15 protein-coding genes are annotated in these 13,455 nt (G+C 61.0%); 9 read left to right on the plus strand and 6 right to left on the minus strand.

Annotated elements, in window-relative coordinates; genetic code table 11:
- Positions 1–175: 175 nt before the first annotated feature.
- Positions 176–1,051: a Fic family protein gene (locus tag KIH81_RS02385; RefSeq protein ID WP_214303913.1), complete on the plus strand. Its 876-nt coding sequence runs from the start codon at positions 176–178 to the stop codon at positions 1,049–1,051.
- Between the two features lie 55 nt (positions 1,052–1,106).
- Here KIH81_RS02385 and KIH81_RS02390 read toward each other — a convergent pair whose 3' ends face one another.
- A complete protein-coding gene (locus KIH81_RS02390; RefSeq protein ID WP_214303914.1) occupies positions 1,107–2,249 on the minus strand; it encodes a C45 family autoproteolytic acyltransferase/hydrolase in 1,143 nt (380 codons plus the stop codon).
- A 122-nt stretch (positions 2,250–2,371) separates the two neighbouring features.
- Between KIH81_RS02390 and glnH the strand changes: the two genes are divergently transcribed.
- The 7 genes from glnH to KIH81_RS02425 all read left to right on the plus strand — a co-directional run bounded on the left by glnH (position 2,372) and on the right by KIH81_RS02425 (position 8,332).
- Positions 2,372–3,169 (plus strand): glutamine ABC transporter substrate-binding protein GlnH, encoded by a 798-nt coding sequence (gene glnH / locus KIH81_RS02395; RefSeq protein ID WP_214303915.1) that lies wholly within the window; start codon positions 2,372–2,374, stop codon positions 3,167–3,169.
- 86 nt (positions 3,170–3,255) lie between these two features.
- Positions 3,256–3,912, plus strand: a complete 657-nt coding sequence (gene glnP, locus KIH81_RS02400) for a glutamine ABC transporter permease GlnP (RefSeq protein WP_214303916.1) — start codon at positions 3,256–3,258, stop codon at positions 3,910–3,912.
- Positions 3,909–4,637, plus strand: coding sequence for a glutamine ABC transporter ATP-binding protein GlnQ (glnQ, locus tag KIH81_RS02405; RefSeq protein ID WP_214303917.1), 729 nt, complete (start codon positions 3,909–3,911; stop codon positions 4,635–4,637). The genes glnP and glnQ overlap by 4 nt, the downstream gene beginning before the upstream one ends.
- A gap of 52 nt (positions 4,638–4,689) precedes the next feature.
- On the plus strand, positions 4,690–5,937 hold the full coding sequence (locus KIH81_RS02410; protein WP_214303918.1) for a pyridoxal phosphate-dependent aminotransferase: 1,248 nt from the start codon (positions 4,690–4,692) through the stop codon (positions 5,935–5,937).
- Positions 5,938–5,992: 55 nt separating this feature from the next.
- Positions 5,993–6,916, plus strand: coding sequence for a MurR/RpiR family transcriptional regulator (locus tag KIH81_RS02415; RefSeq protein WP_214303919.1), 924 nt, complete (start codon positions 5,993–5,995; stop codon positions 6,914–6,916).
- A gap of 202 nt (positions 6,917–7,118) precedes the next feature.
- Complete coding sequence (locus KIH81_RS02420) at positions 7,119–8,003, plus strand: AzlC family ABC transporter permease (RefSeq protein WP_214303920.1); 885 nt, start codon at positions 7,119–7,121, stop codon at positions 8,001–8,003.
- Positions 8,000–8,332 carry a branched-chain amino acid transporter permease gene (locus KIH81_RS02425; RefSeq protein ID WP_214303921.1) on the plus strand — a complete coding sequence of 111 codons (333 nt, stop codon included), beginning with the start codon at positions 8,000–8,002 and terminating at the stop codon, positions 8,330–8,332. The genes KIH81_RS02420 and KIH81_RS02425 overlap by 4 nt, the downstream gene beginning before the upstream one ends.
- Before the next feature lie 67 nt (positions 8,333–8,399).
- Here KIH81_RS02425 and KIH81_RS02430 read toward each other — a convergent pair whose 3' ends face one another.
- The 3 genes from KIH81_RS02430 to KIH81_RS02440 form a co-directional block, all read right to left on the minus strand.
- On the minus strand, positions 8,400–8,924 hold the full coding sequence (locus KIH81_RS02430) for a low molecular weight protein-tyrosine-phosphatase (protein WP_214303922.1): 525 nt from the start codon (positions 8,922–8,924) through the stop codon (positions 8,400–8,402).
- A gap of 127 nt (positions 8,925–9,051) precedes the next feature.
- Positions 9,052–9,714, minus strand: a complete 663-nt coding sequence (locus KIH81_RS02435; RefSeq protein WP_214303923.1) for a dihydrofolate reductase — start codon at positions 9,712–9,714, stop codon at positions 9,052–9,054.
- 87 nt (positions 9,715–9,801) lie between these two features.
- Positions 9,802–10,602 (minus strand): thymidylate synthase, encoded by an 801-nt coding sequence (locus KIH81_RS02440; protein ID WP_214304060.1) that lies wholly within the window; start codon positions 10,600–10,602, stop codon positions 9,802–9,804.
- Between the two features lie 239 nt (positions 10,603–10,841).
- Here KIH81_RS02440 and KIH81_RS02445 point away from each other — a divergent pair, with 239 nt between their 5' ends.
- Positions 10,842–11,255 carry an OsmC family protein gene (locus tag KIH81_RS02445; RefSeq protein WP_214303924.1) on the plus strand — a complete coding sequence of 138 codons (414 nt, stop codon included), beginning with the start codon at positions 10,842–10,844 and terminating at the stop codon, positions 11,253–11,255.
- Positions 11,256–11,363: 108 nt separating this feature from the next.
- Here KIH81_RS02445 and KIH81_RS02450 read toward each other — a convergent pair whose 3' ends face one another.
- On the minus strand, positions 11,364–12,401 hold the full coding sequence (locus KIH81_RS02450; protein WP_214303925.1) for a universal stress protein: 1,038 nt from the start codon (positions 12,399–12,401) through the stop codon (positions 11,364–11,366).
- A gap of 219 nt (positions 12,402–12,620) precedes the next feature.
- Entirely contained in the window at positions 12,621–13,352 is a 732-nt protein-coding gene (locus KIH81_RS02455) for a C40 family peptidase (protein WP_214303926.1), read from the minus strand.
- Between the last annotated feature and the right edge of the window lie 103 nt (positions 13,353–13,455).

Below are 13,455 nucleotides of genomic sequence, written 5' to 3' on the forward strand. Positions count from 1 at the left end.
ATCGAACAGGCACCGGACGGCCTGACCGGCGGCCTTTAATACGACATCGCGTTAAAACCACCCCGACACGCCTACTGCTACAAGGCCAAACCCCGGTCATAAACACCACGTTTGGTTCCTATAACCCGAAGTCTGTCGCGGTGAAAAAAGATTTACCGCTGTCGGGAGGGACCGCATGGCCAGCAAAGTACGGCTAGTGGATTGGCTGAGGCAGGAACGCGACCAGCACGTAGGCGGCGGCCTGTACTACAACACCCAGATTCTGTTCGCCTACAACTCGAATCATATGGAGGGCTCCACGCTCTCCCCCGAGCAGACCGCGCAGCTGTACGATACCGGAGCCCTTCTGCCCCACGATTCCGACGACGAAATCCGCGCCGATGACGTGGTCGAGACACGGAACCATTTCCGCACGTTCAACTGGATACTCGACCATGTTGACGACCCCGTTGACAAGGACATGGTCTGTGACCTGCACACGATGCTCAAACGCGGCACCAGCCAGGAACTCGGCCCGAATCGCAACGTAGGCGGCTACAAGGTGCTGCCGAACGTCATCAGCGAAATCCTGGAAGTACACACCGCCCCGCCGCAAGACGTACCCGCCGCCATGGAGCACGTGTTCGAGCTGTATCGAACCCTGAAGGATGACCCGTTTCTTATAGCAAACGCCCACTGGATGTTCGAGACCACGCATCCGTTCTCCGACGGCAACGGGCGCATCGGCCGTCTGGTCATATTCAAAGAGCTGCTACGGCTGGACAGCGTGCCCGTGATCATCCACGACTCCCGTAAGAACTTCTACGTGCGAGGTCTGGACCGTTTCCCGGACGAACCCGGATACCTCATCGACACGTTGCTATCCGAACGAGACACCTACCAGTCCATGATGGAACGACTCGCCCCCGGACGCATTTCGTATTCGTACGTATCCGAATGGAACCGGAGCGAAGTGGAGGACCGCATCCGCCGGACGCCAATTTCCAATCCCTATGTGAAGCAGAACTGGACCGACGCGGATATCCGAGGAGAATCCGGCCGGAAGCAATGATGAGCACCCGGCCCGGACCCATAGCAGAAGCATGACTTCGGCGAAGCCACGACCATCATCCTCGCTCGGCGAGCAAATCATTGGCACTCCGGTACTCCGGCTGTGCTTGATGACCGCAAATCAGCAATCGTCGACCACCCATGTCGTAAATCGTCGTACATAGGGTTTCCAGAGGATCGCCATCGCGTGCGGTGCGAAATACACCGTCGGGCATCTCCTGTTCAGCCATGAATCGATGCAACCATTCCGGAGTCATGGTCTCATCGAGCGGATGCTGTCGGTCAAGCACCTTGCCGCGTTCCAGGCTTTCCTCGATAGGCCCGAGGGCGACGGCAACGGCGCTTTCCTGAGGTGACTTCGAGTCAAGCTCTGCCACCGAACCGTCGTTTCCCCTCCCCTCAGGATCCGGCATATGCAGCAGATGGTTGGCATGCCAGTGATAGGGCCGATCATGCCCGACTTCGAACACCGCCACACGACCGGCAGCGCATTCGACGGACACCTCCCGCCGTTCCGTCGCACTGGCAAGATTGAAACTGAATCCGCCTGCCATGGGATGGGTTTGCAGGAATGCCACAGCCTCATCGACGGTACGGCAACGCTGCAAACGCCGCGCGACGAAATGGCGCCCGGCCGCAGGGGCGGCCGCAGGATGCGCCACGCCGATATGGTTGATACCCCAAGCCATGCCGGATGCTGTCAACGCATAGGCGTTGCATGGCAGGAAGCCCGGATACCATTGGGCGAACACCGGATCCTCCCCATCGAGGCGAATGGTCAGCAGCGTCAGGTCGCGGCCGACCGCAGGAGCGCCATCCTCGTTATGAGCGACGTAAGGGTTCCTGCCATTCCAAAGGATATCGGTGCATCCGGTGCCGTCATAAGAGCCGATATCACCACGAATATTGGCCAGAAACAGCTCATCGAAGGGCACTCCACTGCCTTCGGCCATCGCCCGCAGTTCCGTATATTCCTCCGGATAATCACGTTCGGCTGTTTCTCGCAATCGTCGTACCGTTTCACCGCCCTCAACGGTCCGACTCCACGCCAGCAGGGGTTCACGCTCCGGCATGGAATTCATCACTGCACGAATCCTCTCGGCAAAGTACTCGCCCAATTCATGGAACGCTTCCGCACGGCCACCGCTGATGGTGACCCAAGTCAGATTCGAGATGTCGGTATTGTGCTGCAGGGCCATGGGAGCCTCCCTTTACTTAGCTTGTCTGGATGATTTACATCACGGTAACGCAAGTTACATTGCGTATATATTTCTTGATGCAATATATGTTGCATCCCAGTTGCCAAGGAGAGGAACACAACATGAACAAGAGCAACCTGATCAGGAAAGCGGTCGGCATCATCGGAGCAATCGCCTTGACCATTCCCCTGCTGGCCGGCTGCGGTTCGTCCACGGGCGCATCGGAATCGGACGGCACTGACGGCAAGACCCTGAACGTCGCCACGGACACTTCATTCGTGCCGTTTGAATTCAAGGAAGGCGATTCGTACACCGGATTCGACATCGACCTATGGAAGGCGATCGCCGATGACATCGGCGTCAAGTACAACCTCCAGCCGATGGACTTCAACGGCATCCTGCCGGCCCTGCAGACCGGCCAGGTGGATGTGGCCCTCGCCGGCATCACCATTACCGACGAACGCAAGCAGGCCATCGACTTCTCCGACGGTTATTACGACAGCGGCTTCTCGGTGATGGTCCGCTCCGACAGCGATATCACCGGCTTCGACGATCTGGCCGGCAAGACCGTGGCCATGAAGACCGGCACAAGCGCCGCGGAATGGGCCAAGAAGAATCTGCCCGATACCACCATCAAGCTGTTCCCGAACATCGATAACGCCTACCTTGAGCTGCAGGCGGGCGGCGTGGATGCAGCCATCCACGACACTCCGAACGTGATGTACTACATCAACAAGAACGGTAACGGCAAGGTCAAGAAAGTCGGCAAGCAGGAGCAGGCCCAGCAATACGGCATCGCCTTCCCGAAAGGCAGCAAACTAACCGCGAAGGTCAACAAGGCAATCAAGGATCTCAAGTCGGACGGCACCTACAACAAACTGTACAAGAAGTGGTTCGGCGAGGAGCCCGCGAGCAAGTGAGGCCACGCGGGACGAAGGACCCGAAGCGAATACCTTCCACCCCGCATATGGTTCGCTGGTTTGCCCGATAACGTGAGGAGACAGCCATGACATTCGATTGGTCCGTCGTATTCGATTCGATGCCCGCCCTGCTCAAGGGCGCCGGGGTCACGCTGGAGATCGCCGGCATCGGTCTGGCGGGAGGCCTGCTGCTCGGCGTCCTGCTCGGCCTGGTGCGCGCCTACGCCCCGAAGGTGTTCAACGCGATCGCATTGGTGTACATCGAAATCATCCGTGGAACACCAATCATCGTCCAAGTGATGTTCATCTACTTTGCAATCCCGATCATGACCGGCACGCGAGTGGATGCAATGGTCGCCGCAATCTTCGCCATCGTGATCAACTCGAGCGCATACATCGCGGAATTGGTGCGTGGCGCGTTCCTGGCCCTGCCCAAGGGCTTGACCGAAGCCGGACTTGCGATGGGCATGCCATTCTGGCAGGTACTGCTGAGCATCCTGGCACCGGTCGCTGTACGCCGTCTGATTCCGCCGCTGGGCAACCAGTTCATCACCAGCCTCAAGGATACGTCCCTGTTCACCGTGATCAGCGTGGCTGAGTTGACCCGCACCGGTCAGGAAATCATGGCCACGAACTTCAAGGCCGTCGAGGTCTGGAGTGCCATCGCGGTCCTCTACCTGATTATGACCGGTTTCCTCAGCGCCATTCTGCGTCTGACCGAACGAAAGATGAGGATTCTATGAGCATCATCGATTTCCAGTCCGTCACCAAGAGATTCGGCGACGTCACCATCCTCGACAAGATCACCCTGTCCATCGATAAGGGCGAGATCGTCGTGGTCATCGGCCCCTCAGGTTCCGGCAAGTCCACGTTCCTGCGCTGCATCAACGCTTTGGAGACCATCAACGAAGGAGACCTTCTGGTCGACGGCACCAGCGTGAAGGGCACTCCTTCCGATATTCGCCGCATCCGCCGCGAGGCAGGCATGGTATTCCAGCAGTTCAACCTGTTCCCGAACCTGACCGCCTTGGAGAACGTGGCATTCGGTGCCCGCAAGGTACGCGGCATGCACAAGAAAGAAGCGTTCGAGCTCGCCGAAAGCCTTCTGGAGAAGGTGCATCTCGCAGATCGCAAGGACAACTACCCCAATCAGCTGTCCGGCGGCCAGCAGCAGCGCGTGGCCATCGCCCGTTCCTTGGCGCTCAAGCCTCAGGTCATGCTGTTCGACGAACCCACATCCGCGCTCGACCCCGAATTGCGTCAAGAGGTCCTGCATGTGATGCAGGAGGTCGCTCAGGAGGGTATGACCATGGTCGTGGTCACGCATGAGATGAACTTCGCCCGCGACGTTGGCACCAGACTCCTGTTCATTGAGAAGGGGCACATCGTGGTGGACGACGACCCCAAGAAGGTTTTCGAAAACCCAGACAATCCCCGTCTGCGTGAATTCCTCAGCTGCGTCGAATAGCACGGGCGCATAATTCCCAAGCACATCAGACAGTCTTTCATAAAGGAACATCATGGTACACAAATCAGCGACACTGGCCATCAACGAAGCCCTGGAACGCCGCTTGGCGGCGGGAGAGAAGGTACTGCATCTCGGATTCGGCGAGGCAGGCCTTCCAGTCCCCGACTTCCTGCTCGACGTGCTCAGGCGCGCCGCCCCGGCCAACTACTACGCCCCCGTCGTAGGCGACCAAGGCCCCCGCAAGGCCGCGGCTGGATGGTTCTCGCGCAGGGGATACGATACCGACTATCAGCAGATAGTATTCGGCCCGGGCTCCAAGCCGCTCCTGTTCGCCTCGATTCTGTCCATTGAGGGCGCCCTCGTGCTGCCGCAGCCCGCATGGGTCAGCTATGCGGCCGAAGCCGAAATCGCCCATATCCCCGTCATCCGCGTGCCCATTACCGAACATGCCGGCGGCGTGCCGGATCCGACCGCGCTGGCCGAAGCGGTGGACAAGGCAGAGCATGATGGTGTGAAGATTGGAGCCATCCTCCTGACCATCCCCGACAACCCCACCGGTACGTTCGCCTCCCAAGCTGACGTGGATGCCATCACAGCCATTGCCCGCGCACACGACATCGCCATCATTTCCGATGAAATCTACGCCGACCTGGTGTACGAGGGCACCGCCCCGAGCCCGCTCGCTTCCTACCCGGAGAAGACCATCGTCACCTCGGGCATGAGCAAGAACCTGTCCCTGGGCGGATGGCGCATCGGATTCGCCCGCTTCCCCGACAACGAATGGGGCGAGCACATGCGCGACACCATCATCGGTATCGGCAGCGAAACCTGGTCCTGCATGGCTGCCCCCATGCAGCAGGTCGCTGAATACGCACTCGGCGAGCCGGACGAAATCAAGACGTTCATCGCTGGTTCCAAACGACTGCACAGCAAGGTCTCGCACGCCATCCACGATGTGTTCGTGAACAATGGAGCCGTCTGCCGCGAGCCCACGGCCGCGTTCTACATCTATCCCGACTTCGAGCCCATTCGCGAGCGCCTTGCTTCCCAAGGCATCACCACCAGCGACAACCTCGCTCACGAGCTTCTGTCCCGTTACGGCATCGGCACGTTGCAGGGTTCCGCATTCGGCGATGCGCCCGAGGCATTGCGCTTGCGCGTGGCCACCAGTCTGGTCTATGGACGCACCAATGAGCAACGTTGGCAGAGCTACTATTCGGACAACCCTCTTGAGTTGCCATGGATTGCGCAGTCGCTCGAATTTCTCCAAGACGGGCTAGCATCGATATCACGATCATGATCGGCCCTCGATGACATAACCGACACATAGCAGACAAGGAAGGTGGACAGGTTCCATGGGCAGCAAGGAAGCCACCCAAACAGCACCGCATACGTACGACGAGTTACGCAAACGGTTGCAAGGGAACCTGTCTGCTTACGCCCCAGGGCAAGCACGCATCGCGCGGCTCCTGTTGGACGATCTTCCAGGCGTGGCCGTACGCAGTCTGGCGGACAACGCCAAGAAGGCCGGCGTGCACAGCTCATCCCTCGTGCGTTTCGCCAAATCGCTTGGTTTCGAAGGATACCCCGCTCTGGCGCACATGTGCCGCGAGCAACTTTCCGAACAGGCGCACCTTATCGATCGGTTTGATCAGGTCTCACGTATCGATCAAATCGATGACGACCATACACAGCCGGCACATGCCGCCGATGACCGCACCCCACAAGCGGCACACGACCTGAGCCGGGACATCGCACGTACCTTCTCCACCATGAATCCCACGGCATGGCAGCAGGCCATTGAAGCACTGGCCCACACCGACGCGGTCTATGTCTGCGGCATGCAGAAATGCTTCTCACCCGCCTACCTGCTGTCCTATCTACTGCATATGGCCCGCAACCACGTGTACCTGCTTGACAGTCCCACCGGCAACCTGCTCGCGCAGATACGCGATATCAATCCGGGTGACGTATTGGTCGCCATCTCCATCCGTCAGTACACCCGGCAGACCGTGCAGACCGTCCTGCACGCCAAGGAACACGGTGCCGTGATCATCGCCATCACCGATGCGCCCTCGTCCCCGCTGGCGGCCGCGGCCGATTATGCGTTCTTCGCCGAATGCGAAGGCCCCTACCTGTTCCGCTCGCTTGTGGGCATTATCGCTATCGCCGAGTCCCTCGCCGGTGAGGTCTCCCTGAAGCTCGGGGAGCATACGCGCTCCCAGCTCCTGCAAGACGAGAGGCTCATCGCGGACTTCGGGCTCTATCAGGATGAGTGACCGACGGCTCCTCGTATAGACGGCAAATGTCTCGCCGCCCTCCCACAAATCCGTACCTCCACCGTGGGCGTTATTCTTGACAGGTTGTTTTGGCGGGCAAACGGTTTGCGTGAGGAACATATCTTCAACCGTTTGCCCGCAAGATAGACCGACGTCGTTCCGAGGGACACCGCAAAGGCCCGGCGGAGGGGAGGATTCACGGATGGCCACCACCACCGCTTCAGTACCGACTGAAGCACCTGCATACGATAATCAGGATTCGACCGGCACCTCCCAACCCGCAGCCCAATCCCCGCGCATCGCGGCGCTGAAGGCCGCGTTCCCGCTGACCGTGCCGATCTGCATGGGCTTCCTGTTCCTCGGCGCCTCCTACGGCATGCTCATGGGCACCAAGGGGTTCTCCTTCGTCTGGCCGATGTGCATGAGCGCGTTCATCTTCGCCGGCTCGATGGAGTTCGTCACGGTGAATCTGCTGCTTTCCGCGTTCAACCCGATCGCCGCGTTCCTGCTGGCCCTGATGGTCAATGCACGTCACCTGTTCTACGGCCTGTCCATGCTCGGCCCGTTCAAAGGCCTCGGCTGGAAGCGCCCGTACCTCATCTTCGGCATGTGCGACGAAACCTTCGCCATCAACTCCTCCGCCCGTATCCCCCACGGCGTCGACCGTGGCTGGTTCTACCTGTGGGTCACGTTGTTCAATCAGTCGTATTGGGTGATCGGCGCCACAATCGGCGGTCTGATCGGCTCACATCTCGATTTCAACACGGACGGCCTCGAATTCGTGCTCACCGCACTCTTCCTCGTGATCTTCCTCGACCAGTGGCTCGGCGGCAAGCACCGCGAGCGCCTGTCCGCCGTCATCGGCGTGCTGGCTTCGCTCGCCTGCCTGGTGCTGTTCGGTGCGGACGATTTCATGATTCCGTCGCTGATCGCGATGCTGGTGCTGTTCATGGTGCTGCGCCCGTATCTGGATACGCTCAAGTCCGATGCCGCCGCCGGCGACGACACCGCAGCCAACGTATGCAACAACGATGATCGGCCTGTCGCCACCGCGGCCGCCGATGCCAAGGAGGAACGTCAATCATGACCATGACCATCTGGCAGGGTGTGCTCACCGTCGTCGCCGTGGTGATCGGCACCATGCTTACGCGATTCCTGCCGTTCATCGTGTTCCCGGAATCCAAGCAGCCGCCGCGTCTCGTCGAATACCTCGGCTCCGTACTGCCGTACGCGATGACCGGCCTGCTGGTGGTGTATTCGCTGCGCAATACGCCGATTCTCACTGGCTCGCACGGCGTCCCCGAACTCATCGCCTGCGCGACGATCGTGCTGCTGCATTGCTGGAAACGCAACATGCTGCTGTCGATCGCCGGCGGAACCATCGTGTACATGCTGCTGGTGCAACTGGTGTTCTGATATAGCTAAGGCCTTCGTCCCCGCAAGGAGAGACGAAGGCCTTTTCAATGCATGAGAGCTGTCGTAACTAGTCCTTGAGCTGCTGCTCCACCCAGTCCACGATGTACGGCGCGACCTCCTCGATCTGGTCGATGGCGACCTCGAACTCGTGCTGGCCGCCGTACCACGGATCCACCAGGTCGATCTGGTCCTCGCGGCCCGGCTTCGGCTTGGGCAGGTTCGGGTCGAAGCTGCGGTACATGTGCACTTCCGCGCGCTTGCCGGGCGGTAGCATACGCAACAGAGAACGCATATGGGACGCGGTCATCGGCAGGAACAGGTCCGTGCGCTCGATCTCGTCGCGGGAGATACGGTGGGCGAAGTGGTCGCGCGGAATCTCATCGCCATAGCCGCGTTCGCGCAGCACACGCACGGCTCGCGGGTCGATCGGATGGCTCCACTCCTCATCGGACACGCCGCTGGACTCCACGTTCACGCGGTCGGACAGGCCGCGTTCGTCGAAGAAATGACGCAGGATGATCTCGCCCATGGGCGAACGGCAGATGTTGCCGGTGCAGACAGTCATGACGGTGTAGGGCTTGTTGGTGCTCATATCGCCTTTCATAGATCGGAAAACGGATGTAGCGGACGTGACACGGACACGACCGCCATCCGAAAGACGGACCCCGGCAGCGGAACAGCGAATCGTCCGCATGCCAGGGTCTGTCGGTGCTCTTGTCTTACTTGGTCTTCGTCAGCAGGACGAATCGGTAGGCGTCGATGCCGCTCTTCGGATCGGCGGGCGTGTGCCACTCCCCCACTTCGGTCTCCTGCCACAGTCCGGCCTCGACCAGCGCGGCCATGTCCGGAGCGTAGGTGTCGGCGTCCACGTTCGCGGCCAGCATCGTGATGTAGGCCTTGTCCGCGAACGGCAGGGCCTCGGAGAACAGCTGCGCGCCGCCGATGATCCAGATTTCGGAACGATCCAGACCATCGTCCGGAATCGCCTCCTGACGGGCCATGTCAAGCGCGTCGTCGAGGCTGGTGACCACCGTGGCACCCGGCGCACGGTACAGCGGGTCACGCGAGACCACGATGTTGTCTCGGTTCGGCAGCGGACGGTACTTGACCCCCAGCGACTCCCAGGTCTTACGGCCCATGATCACCGGATGGGATACGGTCAGCTCCTTGAAGTGCTTCATATCCTCGGACAGGTGCCAAGGCATGCCGCCGTTGAGGCCGATGGCGCCGGCGCGACCTTCCTTGTCGCGGGCTTCGGCCCAGATCAGATTCACCGAGAAGGTCTTGGGGAAATCGTCACCCCAGTCCTCCTCCGTGGCAGACAGCCCGGCAGATCCGGGCTCGGATTCGTGATAGCCGCTACGGCTACTGTCATGCTCCATTTCGCTTACTCCTCCTGGATTGCGGAACTGCCCTTAGTGTAGTGGGTATGTCAGACGGCAACCGACCATCAAGCCGGCACCGAACCGTCAGACGGCGACTGGCGCCTTGATGGTGGGGTGATGCTGATATCCGACAATGGTGAAGTCGTCGTAGTCGTAGTCGAAGAGCGAATCGACCTTGCGGATCTCGATCTGCGGGTACGGGTACGGTTCGCGCGAGAGCTGTTCGAGCACCTGGTCGATGTGGTTGTCATACACATGGCAGTCGCCGCCGGTCCACACGAATTCGCCGGGCTCCAGACCGGCCTGCTGGGCCATCATCAGCGTGAGCAGCGAGTAGGACGCGATGTTGAACGGCACGCCGAGGAACATGTCGCACGAACGCTGGTACAGCTGGCAGGAGAGCCGGCCGTCCGCCACGTAGAACTGGAACAGCGCATGGCAGGGCGGCAGCGCCATCTGCTCCACTTCGGCCGGATTCCATGCGGAGACCACCATGCGGCGGGAATCCGGGTGGTTCTTGATGAGATCCATCACATTGGCGATCTGGTCGATGGTGCGGTTCGGGTCCTCCGGTGTGGGGGCCGGCCAGGAGCGCCACTGCACGCCGTAGACCGGGCCGAGGTCGCCGTTGGCGTCCGCCCATTCGTCCCAGATGTGCACGCCGTGTTCCTGCAGCCAGCGTACGTTGGACGAGCCCTTGAGGAACCACAGCAGTTCGTAGGCCAGTCCCTTGAAGAAGACCGTCTTGGTGGTCAGCAGCGGGAAGTACTGCGCAAGGTCGAATCGCATCTGCTGGCCGAACAGGGAGATGGTGCCCGTACCGGTACGGTCGGACTTCAGGGTGCCTTCGGTCAGGATCTTGCGCACCAGGTCCTCATACGGCATCGGAATGGCCGTTTCGGGGCGCGTGGGGATACGGGTGCGGATGTCTGCGAGCTGTTCTTCGGTCAAAGCCATGGGCAACATCGTATCGACAGAGCCCTACCTAGGCCGTCGCGCTGGTGCGGCGACCTCGCGGAAAGCCTTATTTTCCGGCCATTCGAGCCGTCAGCGTAACGAACGCAATACCTAGGGGCATAATGGAGAGGTCAACAATGCCATGAGATGCCGTAAGGAGGCACACTATGGGTAAGCGACTGTGGGTTGAGCGCAACAAGGACGGTTCGTGGGATGCTTTCAGCGATGACGGCGCTCACATCAAGTTCGGCAAGGATCGCGGCCAGTTCACGCCGGGCGATCTGATGAAAGTCGCGCTGGCCGGTTGCGCGGCGCTGTCCAGCCAGTTCGCCATCGAGCACACGCTCGGCGAGGGCAAGGGCGCCAAGATCGTGGTGGACGGCTCCTACGACCCTGAGAACGACGCCTACACCGCCTTCGAGGAGCATGTCGTGGTGGATGCCGCCGACGCCGACCTGTCCGAGGAGGACGCCGCGAAGCTCAAGGAGCGCATCACCCGCCACATCGAAAAGGGCTGCACGGTGAAGCACACGTACGTGCAGGAGACCCCGGTCCGCATGGACGTGACCATCAAGCACTGATTTTTGTCGTACGGCATTACGGATCATTTGCCGTAAGGCGGCATAAACATCAAAACTGGCTCCCCTCTTTGAGGGGAGCCAGTGTCATGTTGCTATCGACCCATCAAATCACTGCCTATCGGGATCGATGGTCTTCTCGATCTGCTGGGCCACTTCCGGCTCGGCCTTGTCCACCGGAATCTCCTCGACGCCGGCGATGTCCTCCAGGGACTTGGTCGGCACGTCGGCCGGCGAGCTCGGCACGGTGTCGAGACGGGATTCCGCGGCCTCCACATACTTGCGCGGCACCACGTACACCGGGCCCACCGCGTGCTGCAGCAGTCCCTGGCTCGTGGAGCCCAGCAGCAGGCCGGTGAAGCCACCGCGGCCACGGGAGCCCACGACCACCACGTCATGGTCGTAGCTGGCCTTGGTCAGGGCGCTCACGGCCGGTCCGGACACGATCTGCTTGTTGATCTTCAGGTCCGGGTGCGATTCCTGCAGCGGCTTGATGCGCACGTCGAGGTCTTCCTTGTAGGACTCCATCACGGCGTCCTCGCCGTCCACGCCCTTGAGGTTCGGCACGGCGGAGATCACGTCGAGTTCGGCGCCCCAGCAGGAGGCGAAGTCGGCGGCGATGTCGAGCGCCTTGAGGCCCCACTTGGATTCGTCGGAGCCCACGGCCACCTTGGTGATGGTGTTGTTGAGGTGCATGAGGTTGCCGTCGTCGTCGGTGTAGGGCACCACCACGATCGGGCAGTAGGCGTACGCCGGCAGCGAGGAGGACGTGGTGCCGAGCAGTCGTTCGGCCAGGCCTCCCTTGCCGCGGTTGCCGATGACGATGAGGTTGTAGTTGCGGGACAATTCCACGAACACGGACGCCGGGTCTCCGGTGACGATCAGCGTGGCCGCCTCCACACCCTGCTCGTCCGCGATGGCCTTGGCCTTGGACAGGATCTCCTGGGCGTCGGAATGCGCGGCGTTGTCATCCCCCATCGCCGTATAGGTGGCATCGAACGAAACGGCGGCATAGCTTGGCAGGGAATACGCGCAGACGATCTGCAGCGTGAGCCCGGCATGCTTGGCATAATTCGCGGCCCACCATGTTGCCTTGTAGCTGGCATGCGACCCGTCAACGCCGACGAGTATGGCCTTGTCGTTAATCATGACGACCTCCTTGAAGTTATTACGGGATAGTCCCGCACATGTCCAACAATACCCCGTGACACTCGGTTTCGGCGGTAGCCTACGCGCAAAAAGAACAGGCAAATACGCAAAAAGCGCGCCCCGTAATGGGACGCGCCTTGGCATGAACGTTGGAACAGTTCTTGGATGGTTCCGGATGGTTCCAGGCGGTTCGGCGACCTGTACGGCCCGCCGAATCAACTACAGGAGACGGCGGATGGCGTAGCCGGCACCACCGAAGACGGAGACGTCGACGATCTGCGTGCCCTGCACCGGGTTCATGGCGTTGACCACCATGCCGTTGCCGATGTAGATGGCGGCGTGGGTGCCGTTGGCCAGGATATCGCCCGGCTGGGCCTCGGCGAGGCTGGCGACTGGCGTGCCCATGGCGGCCTGCGCACCGGAGGAATGGGGCAGGGAGATGCCGAATTGGGCGTACACGTACTGCACGAAGCCGGAGCAATCCCAACCAGCCGGGGTGTTGCCGCCGGCGACGTACGGATAGCCCGTGAACTGGCTGGCGTAACGGGCGAGATCGGCGCCGCTGCCGGTCATGGAACCCAGGTCGATCTGCGGGATGGCGGTGCGCTGTTCGGAGCGGCTGGCCGCATATTCCTGGGTCTGGGCCTTGGCGGCCTCGTCGGCGGCCTTCTGTGCGGCTTCGGCGTCCTTTTCGGACTGGGACTTGGTCTGCGGCACGTTCAGGGTCTCGATGCCGCCCCAATTGGAGTTCTCGTCCACCGAGGTGGAGGTGGATTCGGCCAGGAAGTTCGCCTTGGCGGCGGAGGCCTTCGGGAAGGAGCGGGAGGACACCACTGCGGTGGTGGTGCTGGCGGTGTCCGCGGCGCTGGCGGCGGGTGCTACGCCGGCGAAGAGGGTGGCGGCCGCTACGACCGCGACGGAAGTCGAAAGAATCTGCTTAACGTTCATCATCAACGCACCACCTTACCACAGACGTTGACGCCTGTTCTGGTTCGCTTCCGCACAGCACAAGGCCCCGGACACATCCGTTCCGGGGCCTTGAGAGGTTCATCGA

The organism is Bifidobacterium miconisargentati (assembly GCF_019331675.1).
In the GTDB taxonomy this organism is placed as follows: Bacteria; Actinomycetota; Actinomycetes; order Actinomycetales; family Bifidobacteriaceae; genus Bifidobacterium; species Bifidobacterium miconisargentati.

Excerpts from the sequence above, each read along its gene's own strand:
- KIH81_RS02385 (WP_214303913.1), top strand. The coding sequence starts at position 176 with ATGGCCAGCAAAGTACGGCTAGTGGATTGGCTGAGGCAGGAACGCGAC.
- KIH81_RS02390 (WP_214303914.1), bottom strand. The coding sequence starts at position 2,249 with ATGGCCCTGCAGCACAATACCGACATCTCGAATCTGACTTGGGTCACC.
- glnH (WP_214303915.1), top strand. The coding sequence starts at position 2,372 with ATGAACAAGAGCAACCTGATCAGGAAAGCGGTCGGCATCATCGGAGCA.
- glnP (WP_214303916.1), top strand. The coding sequence starts at position 3,256 with ATGACATTCGATTGGTCCGTCGTATTCGATTCGATGCCCGCCCTGCTC.
- glnQ (WP_214303917.1), top strand. The coding sequence starts at position 3,909 with ATGAGCATCATCGATTTCCAGTCCGTCACCAAGAGATTCGGCGACGTC.
- KIH81_RS02410 (WP_214303918.1), top strand. The coding sequence starts at position 4,690 with ATGGTACACAAATCAGCGACACTGGCCATCAACGAAGCCCTGGAACGC.
- KIH81_RS02415 (WP_214303919.1), top strand. The coding sequence starts at position 5,993 with ATGGGCAGCAAGGAAGCCACCCAAACAGCACCGCATACGTACGACGAG.
- KIH81_RS02420 (WP_214303920.1), top strand. The coding sequence starts at position 7,119 with ATGGCCACCACCACCGCTTCAGTACCGACTGAAGCACCTGCATACGAT.
- KIH81_RS02425 (WP_214303921.1), top strand. The coding sequence starts at position 8,000 with ATGACCATGACCATCTGGCAGGGTGTGCTCACCGTCGTCGCCGTGGTG.
- KIH81_RS02430 (WP_214303922.1), bottom strand. The coding sequence starts at position 8,924 with ATGAGCACCAACAAGCCCTACACCGTCATGACTGTCTGCACCGGCAAC.
- KIH81_RS02435 (WP_214303923.1), bottom strand. The coding sequence starts at position 9,714 with ATGGAGCATGACAGTAGCCGTAGCGGCTATCACGAATCCGAGCCCGGA.
- KIH81_RS02440 (WP_214304060.1), bottom strand. The coding sequence starts at position 10,602 with ATGCCGTATGAGGACCTGGTGCGCAAGATCCTGACCGAAGGCACCCTG.
- KIH81_RS02445 (WP_214303924.1), top strand. The coding sequence starts at position 10,842 with ATGGGTAAGCGACTGTGGGTTGAGCGCAACAAGGACGGTTCGTGGGAT.
- KIH81_RS02450 (WP_214303925.1), bottom strand. The coding sequence starts at position 12,401 with ATGATTAACGACAAGGCCATACTCGTCGGCGTTGACGGGTCGCATGCC.
- KIH81_RS02455 (WP_214303926.1), bottom strand. The coding sequence starts at position 13,352 with ATGATGAACGTTAAGCAGATTCTTTCGACTTCCGTCGCGGTCGTAGCG.